27 protein-coding genes are annotated in these 25,036 nt (G+C 72.5%); 18 read left to right on the forward strand and 9 right to left on the reverse strand.

Annotation, left to right across the window (positions count from 1 at the left end; translation table 11 throughout):
• Nucleotides 1-572: 572 nt before the first annotated feature.
• Complete coding sequence (locus ACLJQZ_RS09725; protein WP_410619693.1) at nt 573-980, forward strand: histone-like nucleoid-structuring protein Lsr2; 408 nt, start codon at nt 573-575, stop codon at nt 978-980.
• Between the two features lie 177 nt (nt 981-1,157).
• Here the strand turns inward: ACLJQZ_RS09725 and ACLJQZ_RS09730 are convergent, their stop codons facing one another.
• Nucleotides 1,158-1,742, reverse strand: coding sequence for a TetR/AcrR family transcriptional regulator (locus ACLJQZ_RS09730; RefSeq protein ID WP_328451882.1), 585 nt, complete (start codon nt 1,740-1,742; stop codon nt 1,158-1,160).
• A gap of 201 nt (nt 1,743-1,943) precedes the next feature.
• Here ACLJQZ_RS09730 and ACLJQZ_RS09735 point away from each other — a divergent pair, with 201 nt between their 5' ends.
• The 8 genes from ACLJQZ_RS09735 (at nt 1,944) to ACLJQZ_RS09770 (ending at nt 12,136) form a co-directional block, all read left to right on the forward strand.
• Nucleotides 1,944-2,396, forward strand: coding sequence for a (2Fe-2S)-binding protein (locus ACLJQZ_RS09735; protein ID WP_410619999.1), 453 nt, complete (start codon nt 1,944-1,946; stop codon nt 2,394-2,396).
• Entirely contained in the window at nt 2,383-3,345 is a 963-nt protein-coding gene (locus ACLJQZ_RS09740; protein ID WP_410619694.1) for an FAD binding domain-containing protein, read from the forward strand. Before ACLJQZ_RS09735 ends, ACLJQZ_RS09740 begins: the two co-directional genes overlap by 14 nt.
• Nucleotides 3,342-5,531, forward strand: a complete 2,190-nt coding sequence (locus ACLJQZ_RS09745; protein WP_410619695.1) for a xanthine dehydrogenase family protein molybdopterin-binding subunit — start codon at nt 3,342-3,344, stop codon at nt 5,529-5,531. Before ACLJQZ_RS09740 ends, ACLJQZ_RS09745 begins: the two co-directional genes overlap by 4 nt.
• Before the next feature lie 312 nt (nt 5,532-5,843).
• Nucleotides 5,844-7,226 (forward strand): FAD-binding oxidoreductase, encoded by a 1,383-nt coding sequence (locus ACLJQZ_RS09750; protein ID WP_410619696.1) that lies wholly within the window; start codon nt 5,844-5,846, stop codon nt 7,224-7,226.
• Nucleotides 7,223-8,662 carry a carboxylesterase/lipase family protein gene (locus tag ACLJQZ_RS09755; protein ID WP_410619697.1) on the forward strand — a complete coding sequence of 480 codons (1,440 nt, stop codon included), beginning with the start codon at nt 7,223-7,225 and terminating at the stop codon, nt 8,660-8,662. The genes ACLJQZ_RS09750 and ACLJQZ_RS09755 overlap by 4 nt, the downstream gene beginning before the upstream one ends.
• 133 nt (nt 8,663-8,795) lie before the next feature.
• Nucleotides 8,796-10,073 carry a sensor histidine kinase gene (locus ACLJQZ_RS09760; protein WP_410619698.1) on the forward strand — a complete coding sequence of 426 codons (1,278 nt, stop codon included), beginning with the start codon at nt 8,796-8,798 and terminating at the stop codon, nt 10,071-10,073.
• Nucleotides 10,074-10,171: 98 nt separating this feature from the next.
• Complete coding sequence (locus tag ACLJQZ_RS09765) at nt 10,172-11,593, forward strand: APC family permease (protein WP_410619699.1); 1,422 nt, start codon at nt 10,172-10,174, stop codon at nt 11,591-11,593.
• 108 nt (nt 11,594-11,701) lie between these two features.
• On the forward strand, nt 11,702-12,136 hold the full coding sequence (locus tag ACLJQZ_RS09770; RefSeq protein WP_410619700.1) for a hypothetical protein: 435 nt from the start codon (nt 11,702-11,704) through the stop codon (nt 12,134-12,136).
• Nucleotide 12,137: 1 nt separating this feature from the next.
• Here the strand turns inward: ACLJQZ_RS09770 and ACLJQZ_RS09775 are convergent, their stop codons facing one another.
• From ACLJQZ_RS09775 to ACLJQZ_RS09795, 5 genes are all read right to left on the reverse strand, one after another.
• On the reverse strand, nt 12,138-12,815 hold the full coding sequence (locus ACLJQZ_RS09775) for a GNAT family N-acetyltransferase (protein ID WP_326951913.1): 678 nt from the start codon (nt 12,813-12,815) through the stop codon (nt 12,138-12,140).
• A gap of 95 nt (nt 12,816-12,910) precedes the next feature.
• Entirely contained in the window at nt 12,911-13,573 is a 663-nt protein-coding gene (locus tag ACLJQZ_RS09780; RefSeq protein WP_410619701.1) for a hypothetical protein, read from the reverse strand.
• Nucleotides 13,574-13,662: 89 nt separating this feature from the next.
• Nucleotides 13,663-14,067, reverse strand: a complete 405-nt coding sequence (locus tag ACLJQZ_RS09785; protein ID WP_247054401.1) for a VOC family protein — start codon at nt 14,065-14,067, stop codon at nt 13,663-13,665.
• A gap of 69 nt (nt 14,068-14,136) precedes the next feature.
• Nucleotides 14,137-14,694: a PspA-associated protein PspAB gene (pspAB, locus tag ACLJQZ_RS09790; RefSeq protein ID WP_410619702.1), complete on the reverse strand. Its 558-nt coding sequence runs from the start codon at nt 14,692-14,694 to the stop codon at nt 14,137-14,139.
• A gap of 218 nt (nt 14,695-14,912) precedes the next feature.
• The gene (locus ACLJQZ_RS09795; RefSeq protein WP_410619703.1) at nt 14,913-15,920 is read right to left on the reverse strand and encodes a zinc-dependent alcohol dehydrogenase family protein; all 1,008 of its coding nucleotides are present in this window, start codon (nt 15,918-15,920) and stop codon (nt 14,913-14,915) included.
• A gap of 88 nt (nt 15,921-16,008) precedes the next feature.
• On the opposite strand from ACLJQZ_RS09795, the gene ACLJQZ_RS09800 reads away from it, so the two are divergent.
• The 5 genes from ACLJQZ_RS09800 to ACLJQZ_RS09820 all read left to right on the forward strand — a co-directional run bounded on the left by ACLJQZ_RS09800 (nt 16,009) and on the right by ACLJQZ_RS09820 (nt 20,596).
• On the forward strand, nt 16,009-16,338 hold the full coding sequence (locus ACLJQZ_RS09800) for an ArsR/SmtB family transcription factor (RefSeq protein ID WP_410619704.1): 330 nt from the start codon (nt 16,009-16,011) through the stop codon (nt 16,336-16,338).
• 79 nt (nt 16,339-16,417) lie between these two features.
• On the forward strand, nt 16,418-16,858 hold the full coding sequence (locus ACLJQZ_RS09805) for a MarR family winged helix-turn-helix transcriptional regulator (protein WP_410619705.1): 441 nt from the start codon (nt 16,418-16,420) through the stop codon (nt 16,856-16,858).
• Nucleotides 16,855-17,658, forward strand: coding sequence for an ABC transporter ATP-binding protein (locus ACLJQZ_RS09810; protein WP_410619706.1), 804 nt, complete (start codon nt 16,855-16,857; stop codon nt 17,656-17,658). Before ACLJQZ_RS09805 ends, ACLJQZ_RS09810 begins: the two co-directional genes overlap by 4 nt.
• On the forward strand, nt 17,618-18,439 hold the full coding sequence (locus ACLJQZ_RS09815) for an ABC transporter permease (protein WP_410619707.1): 822 nt from the start codon (nt 17,618-17,620) through the stop codon (nt 18,437-18,439). Before ACLJQZ_RS09810 ends, ACLJQZ_RS09815 begins: the two co-directional genes overlap by 41 nt.
• A gap of 36 nt (nt 18,440-18,475) precedes the next feature.
• Nucleotides 18,476-20,596 carry a transglycosylase domain-containing protein gene (locus ACLJQZ_RS09820; RefSeq protein WP_410619708.1) on the forward strand — a complete coding sequence of 707 codons (2,121 nt, stop codon included), beginning with the start codon at nt 18,476-18,478 and terminating at the stop codon, nt 20,594-20,596.
• A 1-nt stretch (nt 20,597) separates the two neighbouring features.
• Here ACLJQZ_RS09820 and ACLJQZ_RS09825 read toward each other — a convergent pair whose 3' ends face one another.
• Complete coding sequence (locus ACLJQZ_RS09825; RefSeq protein ID WP_410619709.1) at nt 20,598-21,023, reverse strand: nitroreductase/quinone reductase family protein; 426 nt, start codon at nt 21,021-21,023, stop codon at nt 20,598-20,600.
• 201 nt (nt 21,024-21,224) lie between these two features.
• Between ACLJQZ_RS09825 and ACLJQZ_RS09830 the strand changes: the two genes are divergently transcribed.
• Nucleotides 21,225-21,614: a zinc-ribbon domain-containing protein gene (locus ACLJQZ_RS09830; RefSeq protein ID WP_410619710.1), complete on the forward strand. Its 390-nt coding sequence runs from the start codon at nt 21,225-21,227 to the stop codon at nt 21,612-21,614.
• A 3-nt stretch (nt 21,615-21,617) separates the two neighbouring features.
• On the opposite strand, the gene ACLJQZ_RS09835 is transcribed toward ACLJQZ_RS09830, so the two are convergent.
• The gene (locus tag ACLJQZ_RS09835; protein ID WP_410619711.1) at nt 21,618-22,226 is read right to left on the reverse strand and encodes a PhoU domain-containing protein; all 609 of its coding nucleotides are present in this window, start codon (nt 22,224-22,226) and stop codon (nt 21,618-21,620) included.
• Nucleotides 22,227-22,350: 124 nt separating this feature from the next.
• Between ACLJQZ_RS09835 and ACLJQZ_RS09840 the strand changes: the two genes are divergently transcribed.
• The 3 genes from ACLJQZ_RS09840 to ACLJQZ_RS09850 all read left to right on the forward strand — a co-directional run bounded on the left by ACLJQZ_RS09840 (nt 22,351) and on the right by ACLJQZ_RS09850 (nt 24,297).
• Nucleotides 22,351-22,791, forward strand: coding sequence for a single-stranded DNA-binding protein (locus tag ACLJQZ_RS09840; protein WP_410619712.1), 441 nt, complete (start codon nt 22,351-22,353; stop codon nt 22,789-22,791).
• Nucleotides 22,792-22,985: 194 nt separating this feature from the next.
• Nucleotides 22,986-23,273 carry a hypothetical protein gene (locus ACLJQZ_RS09845; protein WP_410619713.1) on the forward strand — a complete coding sequence of 96 codons (288 nt, stop codon included), beginning with the start codon at nt 22,986-22,988 and terminating at the stop codon, nt 23,271-23,273.
• A gap of 46 nt (nt 23,274-23,319) precedes the next feature.
• On the forward strand, nt 23,320-24,297 hold the full coding sequence (locus ACLJQZ_RS09850; RefSeq protein WP_410619714.1) for a pirin family protein: 978 nt from the start codon (nt 23,320-23,322) through the stop codon (nt 24,295-24,297).
• A gap of 60 nt (nt 24,298-24,357) precedes the next feature.
• Here ACLJQZ_RS09850 and ACLJQZ_RS09855 read toward each other — a convergent pair whose 3' ends face one another.
• Nucleotides 24,358-25,035 (reverse strand): GntR family transcriptional regulator, encoded by a 678-nt coding sequence (locus tag ACLJQZ_RS09855; RefSeq protein ID WP_410619715.1) that lies wholly within the window; start codon nt 25,033-25,035, stop codon nt 24,358-24,360.
• Between the last annotated feature and the right edge of the window lies 1 nt (nt 25,036).

Raw genomic sequence — 25,036 nt, forward strand, 5'->3', positions numbered from 1 at the left:
CCCTGACGGGGTCGTGGGTCTCGGGGTGCGACGGCTGCCGGTTGAACCGCTGCCGACCGACCGTACCGCACTCCAGGGCCCGCGGCGGTGTCGCCCGTTCGGCGCAACAGCTCACAGTGGCGTGTCGCCGGGCCCTTGCGCAGGCCGGTGCTACGCGCCGGGTTGGGAGGTTCACCCTCCGTTCACCGCGGTGACATCAGCGGAAATCCCCGGCGCCGGCTGCTCACCCGCCCGGCGCCGCCGATTCCGGACCACGACGGCCCGGTGGTCCACAAAGGATTGTGAGCACTCGCTCGGCCGCGGCAACCGGCCGAGGCCCGCTTCGAGTTCGACGGACCGAAACGACGTCCTCCGGTCGTCCTCGTCGTTTCCCCGGGGCCGGGCCACCCGCTTCCCGGCAAAGTGCGGCCGGAACGGAGACAAAGAGCGAATTATATCGACACTTGATTAGCTCATTCGATCGACAACGTACGCGTCGGTATGTCGACTGCTACGCTCCACAGTGGATCGGGCATTTATCGTGCGTTCGGTCACAGTCGCACTACGGACACCAACGTTCAAGGAGCAGCCCCATGGCCCAGAAGGTCCTCGTCGAAATGCTGGACGACATCGACGGCAGCCCGGCCAGTCACACCGTTCCGTTCGGCCTCGACGGCGTCAGCTACGAGATCGACCTTTCCGACGAGAACGCCGCCGCGCTGCGCGAGGAGCTCTCCCGGTTCATCGCGGCGGGCCGCAAGACGGGTGGCCGCAAGGTGCGCGTCGCGACCGGCCAGTCGACGGCGGCGAGCTCGGCCGACCGCGAGCGCTCGCGCGCGATCCGCGCCTGGGCCAGCGAGAACGGCTACGACGTCTCCGAGCGGGGCCGCCTGTCCTCGGAGATCGTCAACGCCTACGACGAGGCGCAGCTGCAGGCCGCCGCCCCGGCGCCGGCGCGCAAGCGGGCGCCGCGCAAGAAGGTCGCCGCCGCGAAGAAGTAGTGCCGTGCCGGCCGATCCCTGGGGAGCGATCACGAAGGCCGATCCACCGGCGGCGAGGACACTGCTCACTCGCCGCCGGTGGATATCCTTCGCACCGGACCGGCCGATTTCCCGGAAACGCGAACCGGACAGCCGTTGTCATTCCGCAGCTCACCGCGTCGGAAATACCGCTGGGATTCAGCAGCGGCGTCCGTCGCCGGGCGCGGCCATTCCCCGCCACAGCAGATCCGCCAGGTCCGCCGCGTGCCGCCGCCACTCCCCGTTCGGGTCGAGGTAGAGCAGGCCGCCGAGGCCGCGCAGCACGGTCACCGGGTCCAGGTCCGCGCGGACCGCGCCCGCCTCGGTGTTCGCCTTCAGCAACGTCGTGACCGCGCCGACCATCGACTCGTACGCGCTCGCCGGCAGCTCGCCGCGGGACGCCGTCGCGGTGCGCAGGGCGTCCGCCAGGCCGCGCTTGGTCATCATGTAGTGCGCCAGGTGGTCGGTCGCCCAGACGCGGAACGCCTCGTGCGGCGCGTACTTGTCCAGCAGCACCGGCACGACGTCGACGAGGTGCCGCACCTCACGCTCGTAGACCGCCAGGATCAGCGCCTCCGGCGTCGGGAAGTGCCGGTACACCGTGCCGACACCGACTTCGGCGCGCTTCGCGATCGCGTTGAACGAGACGTCGCCCGTGGCGGCGAGGGACTCGGCGGCCGCGACGAGGATGCGTTCGTGGTTGCGCCGGGTGTCCGCGCGCCGGGGGCTGACCGATCCCGTCATCGTCCCTCCCGGTGGTCGTCCGTCTACGCTGAATGTAGTGCAGTGCGGCCCTGACCTGGAGCAACTCCAGCTTTCGGGCTCGTTGCGAAGCGGATTGTAATCCGCTAACCTCGCGAAAAGGTGAAGCGGATGAGTATCCGGTACACCACGCTCCCACCACGCCGCCAGCTCCCCACCCGGACGATCCGCGGAAAGAGACCAGTGGACATCTCACTCGAAGTCAATGGCAGTACCGAGCACCTGGACGTCGATCCCGGCGTGACCCTGCTCGACGCGCTGCGCGAGCGCCTCGACGTCACCGGCCCGAAGAAGGGCTGCGACCGGGGCCAGTGCGGCGCCTGCACCGTGCACGTCGGCGGCCGGCCCGTCCTCTCGTGCCTCACCCTCGCCGCCACCGTGAAGCAGCCGGTGACCACCGTCGAAGGACTGTCCACAGGGGACGACCTGCACCCGGTGCAGCGGGCCTTCGTGGACCAGGACGCGCTGCAGTGCGGGTTCTGCACCTCCGGCCAGATCATGTCGGCGGTCGCGGCCGTCGAGCAGGACGTCACCGACGTGCGCGAGTTCATGTCCGGCAACCTCTGCCGGTGCGCGGCCTACCCGAACATCGTCGCGGCGGTCCAGCAGGCGAGGCGGGTCGATGCGTCCCTTTGAGCTGACCGCGCCGACCACCCTCGACGACGCCCTCGCCACGCCCGGCACGTTCCTCGCCGGCGGCACGACGCTCGTCGACCTGATGAAGCTGAACGTCCTCACCCCGCGCCACGTCCTCGACATCAACGACGTCCCGCTGCGCGGCATCGACACCACCGACGGGCTGCGCTTCGGCGCGCTCGAGCGGATGAGCGACATCGCCGCGCACCCCGGGGTGTACCCGGCGATCTCCCGCGCGCTGCTGCTGAGCGCGTCGCAGCAGCTCCGGAACATGGCCAGCATCGGCGGGAACCTGCTGCAGCGCACGCGCTGCTCGTACTTCCGCGACGTCGCCACGCCGTGCAACAAGCGCGTGCCCGGCAGCGGCTGCCCGGCGCTCGAAGGCGCCAACCGGATGCACGCGATCCTCGGCAGCAGTGATTCCTGCGCGGCGACGCACGCGAGTGACGTCGCCGTCGCGCTGGTCGCGCTCGACGCCGAGCTGCGGCTGGCCGGCCCGGACGGCACCCGCACGGTGAAGCTGGCCGAGTTCTACCGGCTGCCGGGCGACACGCCCGAGGTGGAGAACGACCTGCGCACCGGCGAGCTGATCACCGAGGTCGTCGTCCCCGAGCTGGCCTGGGCGGCGAACTCCACCTACGTCAAGGTGCGCGACCGGCAGTCCTACGAGTTCGCGCTGTGCTCCGCCGCGGTCGCGCTGGACGTCCGGGACGGCGTCATCGCCGACGCCCGGATCGCCGCGGGTGGCGTCGGCACGGTGCCGTGGCGGCTGCCCGCCGTCGAGGACGCCCTGCGCGGCGAGCCCGCCACGCGGGCCACCTTCGAGGCCGCCGTCTCCGGTGCGGCCGACGGGGCCCGGCCGCTGTCCGAAAACGCTTTCAAGGTGCCGCTGCTGAAGCGGACCCTGATCCGCGCCCTGCTCGAGCTGACCGAGGGGACCGCCCGATGACCGCCGCCCGTCTCGACGCGCCGGTGAAGGTCACCGGCCGGGCCAAGTACGGCGCCGACCACAACGTCCCCGGCATGGTCTACGGCTACGTCGTGCTCAGCACGGTCGCGCACGCCGAGCTCGAAGCCATGGACGTCACGGCGGCGAAGAGCGCGCCCGGCGTGCTCGGCGTGTACTCCCCGTTCGACCCGCTGGAGCTGCGCACCCCGGTCTCGCCGCTGTTCGGTGAGACGTGGGTGCCCATGCAGACCAAGGAAGTCGCCTACTACGGCCAGGCGATCGGCTTCGTCGTGGCGGAGACCTTCGAGCAGGCCCGCGACGCGGCGATGCTCGTCGAGGTCACCTACCGCGCCAAGCCGGCGCTGACGTCACTGGAAGACGGCCTCGCCGCGGCGGAGGACGCCCCGCCGGGCCGGGACGGCACCCCGTCGACGTTCGAGGTCCTCGACGACGGCGTCGAATCCTTCGACGACGCGCTGGCGGGGAGCCCGGTGATCGTCGAAGCGACCTACCACACGGCGACCCAGAACCACGCCGCGATGGAGCCGCACTCGGCCGTCGCGGTCTGGGACGACGGCGAGCTGACCGTCTACAGCGGAAACCAGGGCGCGCACCTGCAGGCCCAGGAACTGGCGAGCGCGCTGCAGCTGGACGCCGCGGCCGTGCACGCGCTGAACCCGTACGTCGGCGGCGCGTTCGGCGGCAAGGGCCGCACCTCGGCGCCGGCGTTCCTGGCCGCCGCCGCGGCCCGGGCGCTCGACCGGCCGGTGAAGGCCGCGCTCACCCGCGAGCAGGTGTTCACCGCGACCGCGGGCCGCGCGGCGACGGTCCAGAAGATGACGCTCGGCGCCGAACGCGACGGCACGCTCGTCGCCCTGCGCCACGACTCCTGGTGCAGCACCGACATCCACCGCGCGTTCGTCGAGCCGACGTCGCACGGCACGTCCCGCGAGTGGTACGCCACCCGCAACCTGCACATCAGCCAGAAGGTGGTGCCGCTGAACATCCCGCCGACGACGTTCATGCGGGCCCCCGGCGAGGCACCCGGGTCGTTCGCGCTGGAGAGCGCGATCGACGAGCTGGCCGTCGCGCTGGCGATGGACCCGATCGAGCTGCGCATGCGCAACAACTCGACCGCGCCGCCCGGGCACGACCTGCAGTGGTCGAGCAAGCACCTCGACGAGTGCTTCCAGATCGGCGCACAGCGGTTCGGCTGGGAGCACCGCAAGCCGCACGGGCACACCGACGGCGACTGGGAGGTCGGCCTCGGCACGGCCACCGCGATGTTCCCGGCCCTGCGCTTCCCGACGACCGTCGGGATCACCCTGCAGGCCGACGACACCGCCGTCGTCGCGACGAGCGGCGCGGACCCCGGCACCGGCCTGCTGACCGTGCTTTCCCTGGTGGGCGGCGAATCGCTGGACATCGCGCCGGAGAAGATCGTGCCCAAGCTCGGTGACTCGTCGCTGCCGCCGGGCGGGCTGTCCGGCGGCTCGACCGCGACGGCGAGCGTCGGCACGGCCATCATGATCGCCGCGGCCAAGGCCATCGACGAGCTGGTGGCGCTGGCGGCCGACCCGGGCGCGCCGTTCGCGGGCGCCGAGGTCACCTACGCCGACGGCCGCGTGCTGGCCGACGGCAAGTCGATGACGTTCGGCGAGCTGCTGCGCGCCGTCGGCCGGACTTCCCTCGAGGTGACGGGCTCGTCGGCTCCCGGCGAGGAGCTGACGAAGCACTCCTTCAGCTCCTTCGGCGCGCAGTTCTGCGAGGTCCGCGTGCACAAGTGGACGCGCGAGGTGCGGGTGTCGCGGATGCTCGGCGTCTTCGACACGGGCCGGATCATCAACGCGCGGGCGGCCCGCAGCCAGCTCATGGGCGGGATGATCTGGGGTGTGTCGGCCGCGCTGCACGAGGGCCTGGAGGTCGAGGCGAACGGCCGGCTCGCCAACGGCGACTTCGCGAGCTACCTGCTCCCGGTGAACGCGGACATCCCGGAGGTCGACGTCCACTTCGTCGAGTACCCGGACACGCTGCACAACGCCGTGGGCGCCAAGGGGCTCGGCGAGATCGGCACGGTCGGGATGGCCGCCGCCGTCGCCAACGCCGTGTACAACGCCACCGGCGTCCGGGTCCGCCACATCCCGATCACGATCGAGGACCTGCTGGCGGAGGCTCAGTCCAAGTAGCGATCCCGGCGGCCGCTCCCCGATGACACGCTCGACGTCATCCGGGAGCGGCCGCCGTCGTTTCCGCGGTGCGGCGACGAGTGTGTCCACAAAGGACACATTACGGCCGGGCGCCGGTCCGGCGACCTCGCGTGGTGTCACCGAGCGGTGCCGGAAAGTCACGTCCATCTGCCGAGTTGCGCATGGGGACTCACCTCCCCGGGACACCCGGGCCCGCCGTTACCCTTCCGCGACGATCACGGGCCGATTCGCCCATGACGCGGCCCCTCCACAGTCCTAGGCTGACGGGCGACACCGAGGAGTCCCCCGAGAATGCTGATCGACGACCTGGCCGCCGCCCTGCCGGCCGACCGCCTGGTCCGCGACCCGGACGTGCTGCGCGGCTTCGCCCACGACGAGGCCGAATGGGCGCCCTGCGCGCTGCCCGTCGTCGTGGTCCGGCCGCACACCGCCGAAGAGGTCCAGACCGTGGTGCGCCAGTGCATCCGGCACGGCGCGCCGCTGGTCACCCGCGGCGCCGGCACCGGGCTCTCCGGTGGCGCGAACGCCGTCGAAGGCTGTGTGGTGCTGGTAACCGACCGGCTGCGCGCGATCAAGGAGATCGACGAGCAGGAACGGCTCGCGGTCGTCGAGCCCGGCGTGGTCAACGACGACCTGCGCGCGGCCTGCGCCGAGCGCGGGCTCTGGTACCCGCCGGACCCGGCGAGCTCGCCGTGGTCGACGATCGGCGGCAACGTGGCGACCAACGCCGGCGGCGTCTGCTGCGTGAAGTACGGCGTCACCCGCGACTACGTCCTGGCGATGCAGGTCGTCACCGGCACCGGTGAGCTCGTCCGGCTCGGCCGCCGCACCGCGAAGGGCGTGGCGGGCTACGACCTGACCGGGCTGATGGTCGGCTCCGAGGGCACCTTGGGCGTCATCACCGAGATCACCGTGCGGCTGCGTCCGGCGCGGGCCGCCGAGCGCACGGTGGCCGGCTACTTCGACACGACGGTCGCGGCCGGGGAGGCCGCCGCGGCGGTCGCGGCCCGCGGCGTGCTGCCCTCGGCGCTCGAACTCGTCGACCGGCACTGCCTCGCCGCGGTCGACGCGTGGAAGAACATGGGCCTGAGCACGGATGCGAACGTCGTGCTGCTCGGGCGCACCGACGCACCCGGCGCGCAGGGCGAGCACGAAGCCGCCGTGCTGCTCGAATGCTTCGAACAAGCGGGCGCGACGTGGGCCGCCCAGTCGACCGACCAGGCCGAGGCGGACGCGCTGTTCGACGCCCGGCGCCTGGCCTACCCGGCGCTGGAACGGCTCGGGCCGGTGCTCACCGAGGACGTCTGCGTGCCGACGCGGGCCGTGCCCGAGATGCTCGCGCGGATCGACCGGGCCGCGCTGCACCACGACGTCGTGATCGCCAACATCGCGCACATCGGCGACGGCAACCTGCACCCGCTGCTGGTGACCCCGCCCGGCGACGAGACCGCGCGCAAGAACGCCCAGGCCGCGTTCGACGACATCATCGCCGACGCGCTCGACCTCGGCGGCACGGTCACCGGGGAGCACGGCGTCGGCCTGCTCAAGCAACCCGGCCTGGCCCGCGAGCTCGGCCCGGCGGTGCTCGGGCTGCACCGCGCGGTCAAACGGGCACTGGACCCGCACCAGATCCTCAACCCCGGCAAGGTTTTCCACGAAGGGACCCCCGCATGACCGAGCCCGTCGTCCCCACCACGTCCGGCGCGGTCCGCGGGGAGCTCACCGCCGCCGGCGTCGCCCGGTTCCGCGGCGTCCCGTACGCCGCCGCGCCCGAGGGCGAGCTGCGGTTCGCCGAGGCCGTGCCGGCGCCGCCGTGGGAGGACGTCCGCGACGCGCGCAGACCGGGGCCGACCGCCCCGCAGCGCCACCGCGACTTCCCGGGCATCGACCTCGGCCCGGTCGTCGGCCCCGGCTGGCGGCCGGGACCGGAGTACCTGACGGTCGACGTCTGGACGCCGGACCCGGGCGCGGCCGGGCTGCCGGTGCTCGTGTTCGTGCACGGCGGCGCGTTCATCGGCGGCACCGGCTCGGCCTCGGTCTACGACGGCACGGCGTTCGCGCGGGCCGGGGCGGTCCTGGTGACCGTGCAGTACCGGCTCGGCGTCGACGGGTTCCTGCCGCTGGACGGCGGCGTGACGAACCTGGGCCTGCGCGACCAGCTGGCGGCACTGCGGTGGGTGCGGGAGAACATCGCGGCGTTCGGCGGCGACCCCGACAACGTCACCCTGGCCGGCGAGTCCGCCGGCGCGGTGAGCGTCGCGTGCCTGCTCGCCTCGCCGCTCGCGACCGGGCTGTTCCGCCGGGCCATCGTCCAAAGTGGACACCCCGACATGGTGCGCGGCGTCGTCGAGGCGCGGCGGCTCGCCCGCGTCGTCGCCGACGAGCTGCGCGTCGAGGCGACCGCCGAGGCGTTCCGCAAGGTGTCGACCGAGCAGCTGCTCGACGCCCAGGACGCGGTGCTGCGCCCGGGCGGCGCGCCCGACCTGCGCGACGCGCTGGGCTACGACCGCGGCTACGGGATCAGCCCGTTCCTGCCGATGGTCGGCGACGACGTGCTGCCGCAGCACCCGGGCAAGGCGATCAAGGCGGGCGCGGGGGCCGGCGTCGACCTGATCGTCGGCAGCTGCCGCGAGGAGATGCGGCTCTACCTGGTGCCGACCGGCGTGCTCGAAGCCGTCACCGACGACCAGGCCGTCGCGTCGCTGGCCGTGTCGCACCCCGACCCGGCCGGTGTCCTGCAGCGCTACGGCCTCGGCGGCGACCGCGTGGCGGGCGAGGTGCTCGTCGACGCGCTGACCGACCTGGTCTTCCGCGACTCGGTGCGGGACCTGGCCGAGAACCACGCCGGGCGCACCTACCGCTACGAGTTCGAGTGGCGCTCCCCGCTGATGGACGGCCGGCTGGGCGCGTGCCACGGCCTGGAGCTGCCGTTCGTCTTCGACGCGCTCGACGTGCTGTCCGGGCCGCGTGGCCTCCTCGGCGAGCACGCGCCGCGGCAGCTGGCCCACGACCTGAACGGCGCCTGGTACCGCTTCGCCACCACCGGCTCGCCGGGCTGGCTGGCCTACACCGGCGAGGACACCACATTCCACGCGGGGTCCACCTACTGATCACGCCCCGGCCGCCCGCTCGTACGGCGGGCTTTGGTCCACCAGGGCAGACTTGTCAGCCGGACGGTTGACTGTGCCCTGGCCGCGCTGTCAGGCTCAGGCCGCCCGGACGGCCGGATGAATGGGGACATCGATGCCCGAGGCGGGCTTTGGCGCGCCGCCGCGCGCGTACGTCCGCACGCTGCTGCGCAACGGCACGCCCGTGGAGACGACGGACCCGGACGCCGACGGGGCCGACCTCGCCGCGGTCGGCGCCGCGACGCTCGCGCGGGCCTCGCGCTACTGGGTCGTCGTGCCGCTGGCCTACCGGATCGCGACGTTCATCAAGGTGTTCGTCGGGTACACCGCCGCCAACGGCAGCCTCGGGCTGGGCCCGGTGCTCTCGGCCACGGTGTTCGCCGTCGTCGTCAACACCGCCGCCGTGGTGTGGGTGCTGCGGACCGGCGGCCTGCGGGGCCGCGTCACCGGCCGCGCCCTCGCGCTGGACCTGGCGATCGGCGTAGCGCTCAACTTCGCCGTCGCGGTGAGCGCCCCGGCCGCGGTGCAGCCGTTCGCCGTCGACGTCACCTGGACGTGGCTGGTCGGCGCGGTCGCGATGTGGGCGGGCACCTCCGGCATCCCGACGGCGCTCTGGCTGTTCGCCGCGGCCCTCCCGCTCCGCTCGGCGCTCACCCTGGCCGGCGGCCTCCCGCTGGACGACCCGCTCGCCCTGACCCGGTCGGTCGGCTGCATGATCGCGCTCGCGGTCGCCATCGTGCTCGGCGCGGGCATCCTCATCCTGCTCGGCGTCGGCACCCGGTTCGCACTCGACATCGGGCTGCGCCGCGGGCGCGAGGCCGAGCGCCACCGGACCCGGCGCATCATGCACGACAGCGTCCTGCAGACCCTCGAAGCGCTGGCGATCTCGGCCCCCGGCGACGACGCGCAGGCCGTCGCCCGGCTCAAGGAGCTGCGCTCGGTCGCCAAGGCCGAGGCGGCCGAGCTGCGCCGGAAGATCACCGAGCCCGTCCAGTCCGGTTCGTCGCGCGGCTTCGCCGTCGAGCTCGCCGACGTCGCGACCGAGATGGCCCGCGACGGCCTGCGCACCCAGCTGGTCGCCGCGGACTTCGCCGACGACGACCAGCTGTCGCAGGACCGCCGGACCGCGATGTGCGAGGCGGTCCGGGAAGCGTTGCGCAACACCGTGAAGCACTCCGGGACCAAGCAGGTCGTGCTGCGCGTGGAGGAACGCGACGGCGGGATCGCGGTGGTCGCGCGGGACCAGGGCCAGGGCTTCGACGTCCAGGACCGCCCGCCCGGCTTCGGCATCACCCAGTCCATCATGGCGCGGCTGGCCGAGGTCGGCGGCCGCGGCACGGTCGACTCGCAGCCCGGCCGCGGCACCCGCGTCACCCTGTGGGTGCCCAGCTAGGCGTCCCGCGACAACGGTCCTGCACTGCGGAACAAGACCGCCGGCCGCCGCGCGGCGCACGATGCCGGGGCATCGGTGCCACAGCGGAGGAGACGTCCATGGCCGGATCGGAAGCGGGCGCCCTGCGCCGGGACGCCCTCGGCACGCCGGGGGTGGTGTTCCTCGTGCTGGCCGCGGTCGCCCCGCTCACCGGCATCATCGTCGTGGCCTCGCTCGGGATCGCCCTCGGCGACGGCGGCGGCATGCCCGGCGCGTTCCTGCTCGCCGCGGTGATCCTGGTGCTCTTCGGCGTCGGCTACGCCCAGATGAGCAAGGTCGTCGTCGGCGCGGGCGGGTTCTACGGCTACGTCACGCGCGGGCTGGGCCGCCCGCTCGGCCTGGTCGCGGCGCTCGTCGCGCTCCTGGGCTACAACTGCTTCGTGGCCGGCGCGGTCGGCACGAGCGGGTTCTTCACCGCCAACGTCGTCGAGCAGGTCTTCGGGTGGCACACGCCGTGGCCGCTGTGGAGCCTCGTGTCGGCCGTCGCGGTGTTCGCGCTCGGGCGGCGCGGGGTCGACGTCAGCGCGAAGGTGCTCGGGGTGTCGCTGGTGCTCGAGGTGTCGATCCTGCTCGTGCTCGACGTCGCGATCGCCGTCCGGACCGGCCTGGACGTCCACGCCTTCCACCCCGGCGTGGTGTTCTCCGGCTCGGCCGGGATCGCCTTCCTGTTCGCCTTCAACGCTTTCGTCGGGTTCGAGGCGACCGGCCTGTTCAGCGAGGAGGCCCGCGACCCGCACCGGACGATCTCCCGCGCGACCTACACCGCGATCGTGCTGATCGGCGTCTTCGCCGCGGTCACGACGTGGGCGGTCGTCAGCGCGACCGGCGTCGAGCAGGCCGGGCAGGCCGCGCGGGACCACCTCTCGGCGGGCGACCTCGTGTTCTCCATCAGCGGCACCTACCTGGGCCCGGTCCTCACCGACGTGATGATGCTGCTGCTGGTCGTCAGCCTGTTCGCCGCGCTGCTGGCCCTGCACAACTCCGCGACGCGGTACCTGTTCGCGCTCGGCCGCGCTCGCGTGCTGCCCGCCGTCCTCGGCCGGACCAACCCCGGGAACGGCGCGCCGTACGTGGCCAGCGGCACGCAGATCCTCTTCGCCACGGCGATCGCGGCGGCCTACGCCCTGGCCGGGCTGGACCCGCTGGCCGACCTCACCGCCAGCATGACCGGCATCGGCACGCTCGGCATCATCACGCTGCAGGCCATGGCCGGGATCGCCGTGGTCGCCTTCTTCCGCCGCCGGCGCGACCCCCGCCTCTGGCGCACGGCGGTGGCACCCGCGCTCGGCGGCCTCGGCCTGATCGCCGTGACGACCCTGGCGATCCTCAACTTCCCCACCCTCGCCGGCTCCGACGCGCCGGCGATCGCCCTGCTGCCGTGGCTGCTGGCGGTGGCCCTGGTCGCCGGCTTGGCCCTGGCGGCCTGGCTGCGACGCCGGCGACCGGACGTCTACGCGGGCCTGGCCGACCTCGACGGCTGACCCGGCAGGGTGTTGGCCGGATCCCGGCGCTATCTGGCATTCCAGCCACTCCCGGTGTCGCGGCCGGGCCGATAACTTCGGCTCGTCCCCGCACGACTGAGGAGTTCCGTGTCGAAGTTCCTGCTCTCGGTGCACGTCCTGGCGGCGATCCTGGCCGTCGGCCCGGTCGCCGTCGCGGCCAGCATGTTCCCCGCGGCCGTGCGCCGCGTCGCCGCCGGTGGCGATCTCACCACGGTGACCGTGCTGCACCGAATCTGCCGCGTCTACGCCTACGTCGCCATCGCCGTGCCGGTGTTCGGGCTCGGCGTCGCCGGCACCATGCACGTCATGGGCGACCCGTGGCTGATCGTGTCCATCGGGCTGACCGCGGTCGCGGCCGCCGTGCTGGCGTTCGTGGTGCTGCCCGGCCAGCGGCGTCAGCTGGCCGCACCCACGCCGGGCACGGTGAGCCGGCTGGGCATGACGACCGGCGTGTTCAACCCGCTCTGGGCCGCGGTCACCGTGCTGATGATCGTCCGGCCCGGCTCGTCGACCGGCGCCTGACTCAGGCCGGCACCCGCACCGCGACGAAGTCCGGCCGGTGCCGCAGCACGAACCCGAGCGACCGGTAGAGCCGGATCGCCGAGGTGTTGCGCGCGGCCGCGTGCATCATCGGCGTCTCACCCCGCTCGCGGATGCCGAACGCGACCGCGTGCACGAGCCGCGTCCCCAGGCCCTGCCCGCGGAACGCCGGGTCGGTGCAGACGGCGCTGATCTCGGTGTAGCCGGGCGGGTGCAGCCGCTCCCCGGCCATCGCCACGAGCGCGCCCTCGCGCCGGATCCCGAGGTAGGTGCCGAGCTCGACGGTCCGCTTCCGGAACGGCCCGGGCTGCGTCCGCGCGACGAGGTCGAGCATCTCCGGCACGTCCGCGGGCCCCAGCCGCACGGCTTCCGGGTCCTCGGCGGCCGCGACCCCCTCGTCGACGAGCTGCACCCCCGGGAGCGCCTCGATCACCTCCCACCCGGCCGGCGGCCGGGCGAAGGTGGAGGCGACGACCACAGTCGCCCCGGGCCCGCCCAGCGTCGCGACGTCGCGCCAGTCCTGCTCACCAGGGTCGTCGGGCAGCCCCAGGAAGGGCGCGACGTCTTCCGGGTATCGCAGCACGCGCCCTTGCCGTTCGGCGAAGCGGGCGTGCGGCCCGGCCAGCGACGTCCACGTCGGGTTGTCCAGCGGAGAAGACATGCGCTACCTCGGGGGTTCCGGCTCGGGGTGATCACCCGCCAGGATGCGTCGAAAACCCCGCCGCGCGCCGCCGCTCCCACATCGTGAGCGCGTGCTCAGCCGACCGTGGTCAGCTCGTCGTCCGAGAGCACCTGGCCGCCGTCCGACACCACGAGCCTGCCGCCGCCGACCTGGTAGCTGTACTGGCCGTTCACCGCGACGAAGCCGTCGCCCGAGGGCTCGGCCGGCAGCGTGATGTGGGTGTCGTCCGACGCCCCCTGCCCGCGGGCCTGGCCGTCGTAGAAGATCCGGCCGTCGGGGGTCTTGCAGACCGTGACGACGGACTTGACCGTCTCCCCCACGAGCAGCGCCGTGCCCGCGCCGCCGGGCAAGTACCGGGCGGCGTCACCCGGGCACGGCTTCCCGGCCGGGGCCGACGACGTCGACGGTGGGGCCGACGTAGAGGACGGAGCGGACAGGGCGGGCGGGGCGAGCGGGGTGACGCCGTTCGCGGTCGTGACGACCGTCTTGGTCGTCGGCAACGCGGGTGTCGTGTACTGCGGGAACGGCCCGGACGCGGCCGGCGACGGCTTCGGGCGCCCAGCGAACAGCAGGACGCCGGTCACCGCGACGGCGGCGACCACCATCAGGGTGAGCAGCACCCACAGCGCCCGCGCGCGGGCCCGGCCGGGGGCCAGGCTCGCGCAGGTGCCGCACCGCTGCGCGGCGGCGTCGTTGACCGCGCCGCACTGCGCGCACGTCCAGGGGGAACCCGCCATCGGGCCTCCTTCGGCCCCGGCGCAGTCTCGGGCACGCCGGTCCTCCATCGTCACCGACGACGGCGCCGGCTGCAACGCCCCGGATCGGGCTAGTGCCCGATGTTCACCATCCACGGGATGCCGAACTTGTCGATGCAGCAACCGAATTCGTCGGCCCACGCCTGCTTTTCGAACGGAACCGTCACGGTGCCGCCCGCGCTCAGCTTGTCCCAGTAGGTCCGCAGGTCGTCGGCGTCGTCCCCGCTGAGGCTGACGGTGATGTTCGTGCCCGGGTGGTATTCCATCCCTTCGGGGGTGTCGGACGCCATCAGCGTGTAGCCGCCGTCGGTGTCCAGCTGGGCGTGCATGACCTTCTCCGCCTCCGGCCCGTCAGGGGCACCGAATGACCCGAACGTGTGCACGGTGAGCTTGCCCCCGAACACCGTCTCGTAGAACTCCATGGCCTGGCGGGCGTTGTCCTCGAAGCTCAGGTACGGGTTCAGGCGAGAAGCCATGGCGCTCTCCTTCGATCGGCCGGAGCAGCATCCTCGCAGAAGCCTGTGACCACGCCAAACGCGAAATTTTCAGACGACGAAGCGGCGGTGCGCGTGCGGTTCCAACGGGAGCGAGCCGTGCAGCGCGGCCCGGGCACGCAGCTCCAGCGCGCGGTCCAGGGTGCCCGTCCCGGGCGCCGCCGCGGCGCGGAAAGTGCCGCGCCCGAACAGGTACACCAGCTGCAGCCGCCCGTCCCGGCGGCCGTCCGGGTCGGCGAATTCGACGCTCGCGAAGCGCAGCGCGCCGCCGTAACCGGCCCGCGCCAGCCGGTCGGCGACGTCCACCAGGTCACCGGTCAGCACGCGCAGGTCGCGGTTGCGGCGCCAGCAGCGGACCGTCGAGCGGCCGTAGAGGTCCTGGGTCACCAGCGGGTGCACCGGCAGCTTGGCCGACGTCGCGGCGAGCAGCTCGGCCTCGGTGCGGTTCAGCGCGTCCCCGTCCACCTTGAAGCTCAGCGTGCCGCCGCCGGTCGGGACCAGGCCGAGCGCGCCGCGCACCCGCGGAGCGGCCGCGGCGAGGCTGTAGAGGGACTGCAGGTTCGGGCGGGAAGTCCAGCAGCGGACGAGTTTGCTGTCCAGCAGGGTCACGGGCGGGGTGTCCATTCTCCGGTCGAGATGACCGCCGGGCCGGGCACGCTGGCAGTGTCCACAGTGGACGTCAAGTGCGGGGTCGCGGGGTCGGAAAGGACAGCATGCCCCCCGGTCCGGCGATTCCGGTCCGGAACCGGCCGATCACGCGGCGAACGGCGCCGGGGTGCCGCCGAACGGTCGACCCCACAGTGGTTCAGCCGATCAGCGGTACCCTTTCACGGGGCCGCGATGACGACCTTCCCGAAGTTCCCCCGGCCCGCGAAGTGCCGGAACGCTGCGTCGGCGTCCCCGAACGGGTGAACGCTGTCGATGACCGGTCCGATCGGGCGGACGGCGAGCCGCCGCACGAGGTCCTCGGTGTCCTCGCGGCTGCCGACCCAGGTCTTCCGGACGGTCGCGCCACTGCGGAACAGGTCCATGAAGCCGATCGGCGCCCCGCCCGCGCCGACGAACCCGACGAGCGCGATCTCGGCGTGGTGCGTCCCGGCCGCGACGAGCGACTGCGCGAACGTGCCGGGCCCGCCCACCTCGACGATCCGGTCCGCGCCGCGGCCACCGGTCGCGTCGAGCACAGCCTGGCCCCACCCGGGCGTCCCGGCGTAGTCGATCACCGTGTCCGCCCCGAGTTCGGTCAGCTTGGCCGTCTTCTCCGCGCTCGACGTCGTCGCGATCACGCGCGCGCCGTGCGCCTTCGCCAGCTGCAGGGCGAACAGCGAGACACCGCCGGTGCCGAGGGTGAGCACGACGTCTTCCGGCCCCAGCGGCGTGCCGCCGTGGAGCGCCGTCCAGGCCGTGACGGCGGCGCACGGCAGCGTCGCGCCCTGCTCGTAGGTGAGCGGCTCCGGCAGCGCGACGAGCGCGTTTTCGGAGACGGCGCGGTACTCCGCGAGCCAGCCGTCCTGGGCGTTCCCGTACCCCCGCAGGGTTTCCGCGGCCGGGAGGCGGCCGCCGATCCAGTTCGCGTGGAAGGTGGTGATCACCCGGTCGCCGACCGCGAAGCGCGTGACACCCTCGCCGACCGCGGCGATCTCGCCGGCGCCGTCGGACACCGGGATCAGGTTCCCGGGCCCGTTGGTGAAGTGGTCGCCGTTCAGGATGAGCAGGTCGCGGTAGTTCAGCGACGTCGCCCGGACCCGGACCAGCACTTCGCCGCGTTGCGGCTCGGGCACGGGTTCTTCCAGCTGGACCAGGCTTCCGGCCGGACCGGGACGGTAGACGAGCACGTGGGCTCTCCTTCATGTTAACCAATCGGCTAACATCGACCATGGCACACGATCCCGCGAACCCGCAACCACGAGGGATACTCGGTCCATGGCCAGCCGCACCGCGACACCGCTCGAGCACCCGGCGCTCGAGGACGTCTCGTTCGGCGAGGCCCTCGATGCCCTGCGCGACCCGCACCGGCTGACCATGATCGCCACGCTCGCCCGCACACCCGGCCAGTCGTGCGGCGCGATCATGCCGCCGGTCAGCAAGCCCGCGGCGTCGCGGCACTTCAAGATCCTCCGCGCGGCCGGCCTGCTGAAGCAGTGGGACAGCGGCACGCAACGGCTGAACGCGCTGCGGCGCGAGGAGTTCGACGCGCGGTTCCCCGGCCTGCTCGACCTGGCCCTCGCCGAGGCCGCCCGCCTCCCCGGCTGATCCGGACCTTCCCCCCGCTTTCTCGCCAACCGGACATTGAGCATTGCTAATAGTTCTGAGTCAGAGCTACTTTGGGGCCATGACCGAACTCGCCGAACGGCTCCTGGGCACCGTCCAGGGCATCCGCCGGGTGGTGCGCCGCCGGGTCCGGGCCGACGTCCCCGGCTTTCCCCTGCCCGGCGCGCAGGTCGAGGTGCTGCGTGTGGTCGCCGACCACCCCGGCGTCGGCGTCGCGGCGGCCGCGCGCGAGCTGCACCTGGCGGCCAACTCGGTCAGCACCCTGGTCAACCAGCTCGTCGAAGCCGGGCTGCTGCGCCGCGAACCCGACCCCCTCGACCGGCGCGCGACCCGGCTGGAGCTCACCGCCGCGGCCACCGACCGGATGGCCGCCTGGCGCCGCGCCCGGACCGGCCTGGTCGCCGACGCCCTCACCGGACTGTCCGAAGAGGACAAAGCTGTCATCGAACAAGCCTTGCCGGCCCTCGAAAAGCTTATGGGCATCCTGAAGGAGCGGCCGTGACCGAACCCGCGGTGCGGTGCACCGACCTCACCCACTCCTTCGGCGCGACGCGCGCGGTGGACGGCGTCGACCTGGAGATCCACCCCGGCGAGGTGTTCGGCCTGCTCGGCCCGAACGGCGCCGGCAAGACCACCACGCTGCGGATGATCACCACGCTGCTGCCCACCGGGCCCGGCCGGATCACGGTGTGCGGTCTCGACGTCGCCCGCCGGAAAATGGCCGTGCGGCGGCTGATCGGCTACGTCCCGCAGCAGCTGTCCGCCGACGGCGCGCTGACCGGCCGCGAGAACGTCGCCCTGTTCGCCCGGCTCTTCGACGTCCCCCGCGCCCAGCGCGCCGAGGAGGTCGGGCGCGCGCTGGACCTGGTCGGCCTGACCGGCGACGCCGACCGCACGGCCAAGGGCTACTCCGGCGGCATGATCCGCCGCCTCGAGCTGGCCCAGGCCCTGGTCAGCTCCCCGCGGCTGCTCATCCTCGACGAGCCGACGATCGGGCTCGACCCGGTCGCCCGCTCGGCGGTGTGGGAGCGGATCGCGCAGATCCGGGCCGAGACCGGGATGACCGTGCTCGTCACCACGCACTACATGGACGAGGCCGAGCAGTACTGCGACCGCGTCGCGCTGATGCACACCGGCAAGATCCGCGCGCTGGGCACCCCCGCCGAGCTCGAGGCCGACCTCGGCCCCGAGTCCACTTTGGACGACGTGTTCCGCGCGGTCACCGGCGACCGGCTCGCGAGCGAAGAAGGAGGGATCCGCAGTGTCCGTGCCACTCGCCGCACCGCCCGCCGTCTCGGCTGACCCCGGCCCGCTGCGCCAGCTGCGCATCCTGGCCGCGCGCGTCGGCGCGATGTGCCTGGTGGAGCTGCAGAAGCTGCGCCGCGACCAGACCGAGCTGCTCACCCGCGCGATCCAGCCAGCACTGTGGCTGCTGATCTTCGGCGAGACGTTCACCCGGCTCAAGGCCATCCCGACCGGCTCGACGCCCTACCTCGACTACCTGGCGCCCGGCATCCTCGCGCAGTCGGCGTTGTTCATCTCGATCTTCTACGGCATCCAGATCATCTGGGAGCGCGACGCGGGCGTGCTCGCCAAGCTCCTGGTGACGCCGACCCCGCGCGCGGCCCTCGTCGCCGGGAAGGCGTTCGCGGCCGGGGTCCGCGCGCTCGTCCAGGCGTTGATGGTGCTGATCCTCGCCGCGATCCTGGGCGTCGGGCTGACCGTGAACCCGCTGAAGCTGCTCGCGATGGCCGTCGTGCTGGTGCTCGGGTCGGCGTTCTTCTGCTGCCTGTCCATCGTCATCGCCGGGGTCGTGCTGTCGCGCGAACGGCTGATGGGCATCGGGCAGGCGATCACGATGCCGCTGTTCTTCGGGTCGAACGCGCTCTACCCGGTGGACCTGATGCCGGGGTGGCTCAAGGTGCTCAGCCACGTCAACCCGCTGAGCTACCAGGTCGACGCGCTGCGCGGGCTGCTGATCGGCACCCCGGCCCACCTCGGGCTCGACTTCGCGGTGCTGATCGTGGCGAGCGTCTGTGCCATCTGGGTCGCTTCGGCCCTGCTCGGCAGGTTGGCCCGGTGAGGCACATGTCTCACCGAACGGAGGCCTTATCCGGAAATGGCTAATCTCGATTCCGTGAATCGTGGCCGGGGCGTGGTCCCCTTTGTCGGTTTTTGTGTGCTCGCCGGAATTCTGGCGGCCGGCACGGTGGCGCCCGCCGCCATCGGCGCCGGCCTGCTGTCGAATGAGGTCAGCGATTCCGTCGACGCCATTTCCGCACAGCTCGCGGCGGCCGATCCGCCGCTGACGACAACGGTGACCGACCGCGCCGGCGCCCCGATCGCGACGCTGTACTCGCAGTACCGGCTGCCGGTGACCGCGGCCGGGATCGCGACGACCATGAAGGCCGCGATCATCGGGGTCGAGGACCGCCGCTTCTACACCGAAGGCGGCGTCGACCTGCAGGGCATGGCGCGGGCGGCGGTCAACGACAGCGCCGGCGGCTCGCTGCAGGGCGCGTCGACGATCACCCAGCAGTACGTCAAGAACTACCTCGTGAACGTCGTCGACCGGACCGACCCGGCGGCCCAGCAGGCCGACCGCGAGGACTCGCTCGCCCGCAAGCTGCGCGAGGCGAAAATGGCCGTCCAGCTCAACGACACGATGAGCAAGGACGACATTCTGGCCAGTTACCTCAACGTGGTCGAATTCAGCGGAACCGTATACGGAGTCGGCGCGGCGGCAAAAGCGTACTTCGGGACGATGGCGGACAAACTGACCGTGCCGCAGGCCGCGTTGCTCGCCGGAATGGTGAACAACCCGAGCATCTACAACCCGTACTCGCACCCGGACAAAGCGACCCAGCGCCGCAACACGGTGATCGACGACATGGTCACCAACGGCTCGCTCCCGGCGTCCTACGCCGCGACGGCCAAGGACGCCCCGCTCGGGCTGCTGCCCGGCGGCCCGGTCACCCCGTCCGGCACGTGCATGGGCGCGGCGCCCGACGCGGGGTTCTTCTGCACCTACGCCGCGACCTACCTCGCGCACGCCGGCTTCACGCCGGACCAGCTCGCGACCGGTGGCTACACGATCAAGACCACATTGGACCCGCGCGTCTCGCAGGTGGCGAAGGACGCCGTCGACGCGAACGTGCCGACGACCCAGGACGGCGTGGCCAACACCTTCGCCGTCGTCCAGCCGGGCCGGAACGTGCACCAGGTCCTCGCCATGGTCGCCAACCGGAACTTCGGCACCGACCCGGCGAAGGGCGAGACGTCCACCGACATCGTCGCCGACGCGAGCAACGAGTTCGGCGCGGGCTCGTCGTTCAAGATCTTCACCTCGGCCGCGGCGATGGTCACCGGCAAGGCGGGCCTGCAGACGCCGTTGCCGAACCCGGACAGCCAGTGCTTCACGCCGCCGGACGCCGACAGTCACACCGCCTGCTACACCGTCCACAACGACGGCCACTACGCCGATCCGATCACCCTCGCCGACGGGCTCGCGACGTCGCCGAACGTCGCGTTCGTCGGGCTCGAGAACGAGGTCGGGATGCCCGCCGTGCTCGACATGGCGCAGAAGCTGGGGCTGCGGAACACCCTCGCGACGAACGACGCGGGTGCGGTGCCCGACCCGAAGTCGGCGAACCCGCAGTACAACGAACCGCAGTCGAAGTACTTCCAGAACCTGCTCTCGTTCACCCTCGGCAACAGCCCGGTCAGCCCGCTGGAGATGGCCAACGTCTCGGCGACGCTGATGAGCGGCGGCGTCTGGTGCCCGCCGAACCCGATCCTGTCGGTCACCGACCGGAACGGCAACGCCGTGTCCGTGCCGCAGCAGGCGTGCGAGCAGGTCATCCCCACCGGCGTCGCGAACACGCTCGAAGCGGGCCTGAGCAAGGACACCACGAGCGGCACGTCGGCCCAGGCCGCGCACGCGGCCGGCTGGACGCGCCCGGACATCGGCAAGACGGGTACGACCCAGCAGAGCGAGTCGGTCGCGTTCGTCGGCGGCGTCGACGACTACGCGGTGTCGTCGATGGTGTTCGCCGACGGTTCGCACCCGCGGGAGATCTGCCCGGGCACGCCCGTGCACCTGGGCAACTGCGGCCACGGCGCGTTCGGCGGCACGGTCGCCGCGCCGCCGTACTTCCACGCCATGAGCCAGCTGCTGGCGGGCGTGCCGGACCAGCAGATACCCGGGCCGGACCCGGCGTACCTGACGGCCCGGTCGTGACCTAGCGCGGTTCGAGGAACACGAGCGGGATCTCCCGCTCGGTCTTCGTCTGGTAGCCCGCGTAGTTCTTGAACTCGGCGGTGATCTTCGGCCACAGCCGGGCCCGCTCCTCGCTGTCGGCGACCCGGGCGAGCATCGGCCGCCGCGGCGCACCCTTGACCGACACCTCGACGTCCGGGTTGTCGCGCAGGTTCAGGAACCACGCCGGGTGCGTGTCGTCGCCCCCGCGCGAGGCGACGACGACCAGCGCGTCACCCTCCTGGTGCGGCGAGGTCAGCATGACCGACCGCGGCTGCCCGCTCTTGCGGCCCACGGTGGTGAGCTCCAGGACGGGCATGGAGACGTTCCATCCCAGCCGCCCGCCGGAGATCTTGATCAGACCGCGGTGGACGGCGTTCATCGCTTTGAGGCTGAAGTCGCTCGGCATGATCGTGAATCTAGTCCCGGCGCCCCGAGCCGACCCTCCAGGTACGCGAACCGACCCCCGGGGTACGCGAACCGACCCTCCGGGTACGCGTATGTCCGCTTTGCCGGGAACCCGTCCGGCCGGTTTGGCGAAACCTCCACGGCCCGGCGCGCCGGTGTGCCAGGCTCCCCGGCGAACGCAGGACCGACAGGAGAGAAGACGATGCTGATCTGGGGCTACCGCACGAGGATCTTCGTGCTGGCGATGACGACGTTCCTCTGCGGCCGCTGCGGCAACCCCGCCTCGCACGCCGTCCGCAAGTCGGTCACGAAGTTCACGCTCTTCTTCATCCCGCTGTTCCCGATCCACGTCAAGTACACGGCGCAGTGCACGTTCTGCGGGATCGAGAACCGGATCCCGAAGGAGGACGCCGTCCGGCTGCAGGCGCAGGAGGAGCAGGCGCAGCAGCAGGCGTCGCAGCCCTACCCGCAGCACCCGTCCCAGGGGTTCCAGCAGCAGGGGTTCCAGCCGCCGCACCCGTCGCAGCCGCAGGGCTTCCAGCAGCCGGGCCCGAACCCCCAGCAGGGCGAGTTCCCGCAGCAGGGCCGCTAGGCACTAGGCACTGACCGCCGGGAGCCGCGCGAACCCGCCGGCCCGGCGGGCGATCCGGGCGGCCGTCCCGGCGAACCGGACGTGGGCCGCGGCGAGCAGCACGACGTCGACCGCGCCGTGCGGCCGCTCAGGCGACCCGGCCCACTCGCGCAGCTCCCGCTCGGCCGCTTCGGCGCCTTCGACGGCGCCGGCGAGCCCGGCTTCCGCTCCGGTCAGGATCTGCTGCAGGTCCCGCGCGGCGGCGACCGCGTGCGCGGCCAGCCGCGTGAACGCGGGCCGCGCGTCCACCGGCACCCGCCGCACCCGGTCCGCGACCTCGCCCGCGAGACCACCCATCCGAGTGAGATCCGCGGCCGTGTGCACGGCGGCGACGACCGCCTTGACGTCCTCCTCGCGCGGGGCGTGCAGGGCCAGCAGCGCGCACGCCTGGTCCTCGCAGGCGGCCCCCAGCGCGGCCACCGCCGCGGCCTGTTCCCGCACGCTTCCGCCCAGCGTGAGGTCACTTTCGAGCAGGGCGCGCGTGGCCACTTCGAGCGTGCCCGCGACCAGCCCGCACAGGTCCGCGAGCCGGTGGGCCAGGGTGACGAGCTCCTTCTGAAACGCCGTCGGCATGGCGGCATGCAACCACCTCGGCCGGGGGACGGCGACTCGTCGCCCGGCCCGGAATTGTCGGTCCCCCGTGCTCTGCTCGTCGGCGAGAGCGGTGCACCCCGCACCCGAGGAGAAGGAGGATCCGATGGCAGGCGAAACGCTGGTCACGGTGGTCGGCAACCTGACGACGGACCCGGAGCTGCGGTTCACCCCGGCCGGCGCCGCGGTCGCGAACTTCACGGTCGCGTCCACGCCGCGCACGCTGGACCGAGAGTCCGGCCAATGGCGCGACGGTGACGCGATGTTCCTGCGCTGCAGCGTGTGGCGGCAGTACGCGGAGAACGTCGCGGAGTCGCTCGGGCGCGGCGCGCGCGTGGTCGTCCACGGCCGGCTGAGACAGCGGTCGTACGACACGAAGGAGGGCGAGAAGCGCACCGTGCTGGAACTGGACGTCGACGAGATCGGCCCGTCGCTGCGGTACGCCACGGCGAAGGTGACCAAGGCCGTCCGGGTCGGCGACGGCGCGGGAGGTGGCGCCTGGATGCCGGAACCGGTGGCCGCCGGCGTGGGGGAACCGCCCTTCTGAGGCCGGCCGAACCCATCCGCTCCCGACTCCCTTCCGAACGACTGTCGACGGGAAGTCGAGCCCGGCTGGACCGGCCGGAGCGACGATGAGGCACACGCTCTGGCCGGGCCGGTACCGGATGTGATGTCGAAGTCCCGTCATCTGGTTCGACGCATGAGTAGGACGATGCCGAACCACGAGCGGGAGGGGCCGGGATGGACGGGGACGGACAGCCACGGACGACGGTGCACCCCTTGGTGAACCACCGCATGCTGGCGATGCTGCGGGCCGTCGGGGCCGGGAGGGGCCTGGTGTCGTGCAGCAGCGAACCCGACCTCTTCATCGACGGCCTGTCGTGCGGCGACCAGTTCGCCGCGCACGCGCTGGCCCACCTGGGGCTGATCAGCGCGACCTGCACCGGGCGGCCGGGCGAGCTCGTGCCGGCGGTGCTGACGCCCGCCGGCGAGGCGATCGTCACCGGAGAGCAGCGGCCCGCCGCCTGAGCGGCCGAGGTGTTTGACAACTCCAGAACGCAAGTACCGTGGCGGCATGAGCAACATCGAGGCCGACCCTGCCGAGCTCGCCTGCGGCGACCGGCCCGAGGCGGCCGACCCGCTGCGCCCGGCCGTGGAAGTGCTCACCCCGCGCGAAGTACCGCTGGGCGGCCCGCGGGCGATGCGCGTGCGGCGGACGTTCCCCCAGCGGTCCCGCTCGCTGATCGGCGCCTGGTGCTTCGCCGACCACTACGGCCCGGAAGACGTCGCCATGGACGTCGCGCCGCACCCGCACACCGGCCTGCAGACGGTGAGCTGGCTGTTCGCGGGCGAGGTCGAACACCGCGACAGCATGGGCACGCACGCGATGGTCCGGCCCGGCGAGCTCAACCTGATGACCGGCGGCCACGGCATCTGCCACTCGGAGGTCTCGACCCCGGCCACGAAGACGTTGCACGGCGTCCAGCTCTGGGTGGCGCTGCCCGAGCGGCACCGGCACACGGCCCGCGGCTTCCACCACTACGTGCCGTCGGTGAACCGGATCGAGGGCGCGGAGATCCGGGTGTTCCTCGGGTCGCTGGCCGGGCGCACGTCGCCGATCCCGACGTTCACCCCGTTGCTGGGCGCGGAACTGGTGCTGCACCCGGACGCCCACATGTCCCTCGGTGTCGACCCGGATTTCGAGCACGGCGTCCTCGTGGACTCCGGCGCGGTGACCGTCGCCGGCACCGCCGTCCGCGCGGCGGAGCTGGGTTACGTCGGCACCGGCCTGCGCCGCCTGACGTTGAGCAACAACGGGTCCACGCCCGCGCGCTTCCTGGTGCTCGGCGGGACGCCGTTCGACGAAGAGATCCTGATGTGGTGGAACTTCGTCGGCCGGACGCACGAGGAGATCGCGGACTTCCGCGAGGCGTGGCAAGCGGAGTCCGACCAGTTCGGCAGCGTCACCGGCTACACCGGCACCCCGCAGCGGCTGCCGGCCCCGGAACTGCCGGCGGTCCGCATCAAGCCACGCCACAACACGGCTCGCTGAAACACCGGCCTCCGCCAGGCGCGCGACGCACCTGACCGAGGCCCGCGCGTACGGGCGGCTTCAGCGCTCCCGGGCCTGGTAGGCCGCCAGCGTCGCCAGCCGATGCTCCCGCGCGTACTGCTCGACCTCCGCCGGGTCACTCCCGCCCTCGATCAGGTCGAGCAGCCGGTCGTGCTCCGCCACCGAGCGCGGTGCCCGCCCTGGCACGGAGGCGAACGTGCTGTCGCGGACCGCGGCGAGCCGGGTCCAGCAGCGCTGGACCAGGTCGACCAGGTTGGGGTTCGGGCAGGCGCTGAAGAGCACCTCGTGGAACTCCGCGTTCAGCGCGGTGAACGCGAGCGGGTCGAACTCGGCGAGGCTGCGGCGCATCCGGTCGTTGAGGGCGCGGGCCCGCGCGAGCGTCTTCGGCGTGAGCAGCGGCGCGGCGAGCCCGGTGGCCGCGCCTTCGACGACCGCCACCGTCTGCATGGCGTGCTGGTAGGCGGTGGGGTCGATGGCGATCACCCGGGCCCCGACGTTCCGCTCGAACTCGATCAGTTCCTCGGCCTCGAGCCGGCGCAGGGCCTCGCGCACCGGCACCGCGCTGACGGCCAGCTCACGGCCGATCCGGTCGAGCACCAGCCGGTACCCCGGCCCGTAGCGGCCGTCGACGATCCTGGCCTTGATCGTCTCGTAGGCCAGCTGGGACTTGGTGACCGCCGGTCTTCCCGAGGAGGCGCTGATCATGTAGGAAACCATA

This window comes from Amycolatopsis sp. cmx-8-4 (assembly GCF_046548675.1).
In the GTDB taxonomy this organism is placed as follows: Bacteria; Actinomycetota; Actinomycetes; order Mycobacteriales; family Pseudonocardiaceae; genus Amycolatopsis.

Coding starts and splice junctions, on each gene's coding strand:
- ACLJQZ_RS09725 (WP_410619693.1), top strand. CDS start 573: ATGGCCCAGAAGGTCCTCGTCGAAATGCTGGACGACATCGACGGCAGC.
- ACLJQZ_RS09730 (WP_328451882.1), bottom strand. CDS start 1,742: ATGACGGGATCGGTCAGCCCCCGGCGCGCGGACACCCGGCGCAACCAC.
- ACLJQZ_RS09740 (WP_410619694.1), top strand. CDS start 2,383: ATGCGTCCCTTTGAGCTGACCGCGCCGACCACCCTCGACGACGCCCTC.
- ACLJQZ_RS09745 (WP_410619695.1), top strand. CDS start 3,342: ATGACCGCCGCCCGTCTCGACGCGCCGGTGAAGGTCACCGGCCGGGCC.
- ACLJQZ_RS09750 (WP_410619696.1), top strand. CDS start 5,844: ATGCTGATCGACGACCTGGCCGCCGCCCTGCCGGCCGACCGCCTGGTC.
- ACLJQZ_RS09755 (WP_410619697.1), top strand. CDS start 7,223: ATGACCGAGCCCGTCGTCCCCACCACGTCCGGCGCGGTCCGCGGGGAG.
- ACLJQZ_RS09760 (WP_410619698.1), top strand. CDS start 8,796: ATGCCCGAGGCGGGCTTTGGCGCGCCGCCGCGCGCGTACGTCCGCACG.
- ACLJQZ_RS09765 (WP_410619699.1), top strand. CDS start 10,172: ATGGCCGGATCGGAAGCGGGCGCCCTGCGCCGGGACGCCCTCGGCACG.
- ACLJQZ_RS09775 (WP_326951913.1), bottom strand. CDS start 12,815: ATGTCTTCTCCGCTGGACAACCCGACGTGGACGTCGCTGGCCGGGCCG.
- ACLJQZ_RS09780 (WP_410619701.1), bottom strand. CDS start 13,573: ATGGCGGGTTCCCCCTGGACGTGCGCGCAGTGCGGCGCGGTCAACGAC.
- ACLJQZ_RS09785 (WP_247054401.1), bottom strand. CDS start 14,067: ATGGCTTCTCGCCTGAACCCGTACCTGAGCTTCGAGGACAACGCCCGC.
- ACLJQZ_RS09800 (WP_410619704.1), top strand. CDS start 16,009: ATGGCCAGCCGCACCGCGACACCGCTCGAGCACCCGGCGCTCGAGGAC.
- ACLJQZ_RS09805 (WP_410619705.1), top strand. CDS start 16,418: ATGACCGAACTCGCCGAACGGCTCCTGGGCACCGTCCAGGGCATCCGC.
- ACLJQZ_RS09820 (WP_410619708.1), top strand. CDS start 18,476: ATGGCTAATCTCGATTCCGTGAATCGTGGCCGGGGCGTGGTCCCCTTT.
- ACLJQZ_RS09825 (WP_410619709.1), bottom strand. CDS start 21,023: ATGCCGAGCGACTTCAGCCTCAAAGCGATGAACGCCGTCCACCGCGGT.
- ACLJQZ_RS09830 (WP_410619710.1), top strand. CDS start 21,225: ATGCTGATCTGGGGCTACCGCACGAGGATCTTCGTGCTGGCGATGACG.
- ACLJQZ_RS09835 (WP_410619711.1), bottom strand. CDS start 22,226: ATGCCGACGGCGTTTCAGAAGGAGCTCGTCACCCTGGCCCACCGGCTC.
- ACLJQZ_RS09840 (WP_410619712.1), top strand. CDS start 22,351: ATGGCAGGCGAAACGCTGGTCACGGTGGTCGGCAACCTGACGACGGAC.
- ACLJQZ_RS09845 (WP_410619713.1), top strand. CDS start 22,986: ATGGACGGGGACGGACAGCCACGGACGACGGTGCACCCCTTGGTGAAC.
- ACLJQZ_RS09850 (WP_410619714.1), top strand. CDS start 23,320: ATGAGCAACATCGAGGCCGACCCTGCCGAGCTCGCCTGCGGCGACCGG.
- ACLJQZ_RS09855 (WP_410619715.1), bottom strand. CDS start 25,035: ATGGTTTCCTACATGATCAGCGCCTCCTCGGGAAGACCGGCGGTCACC.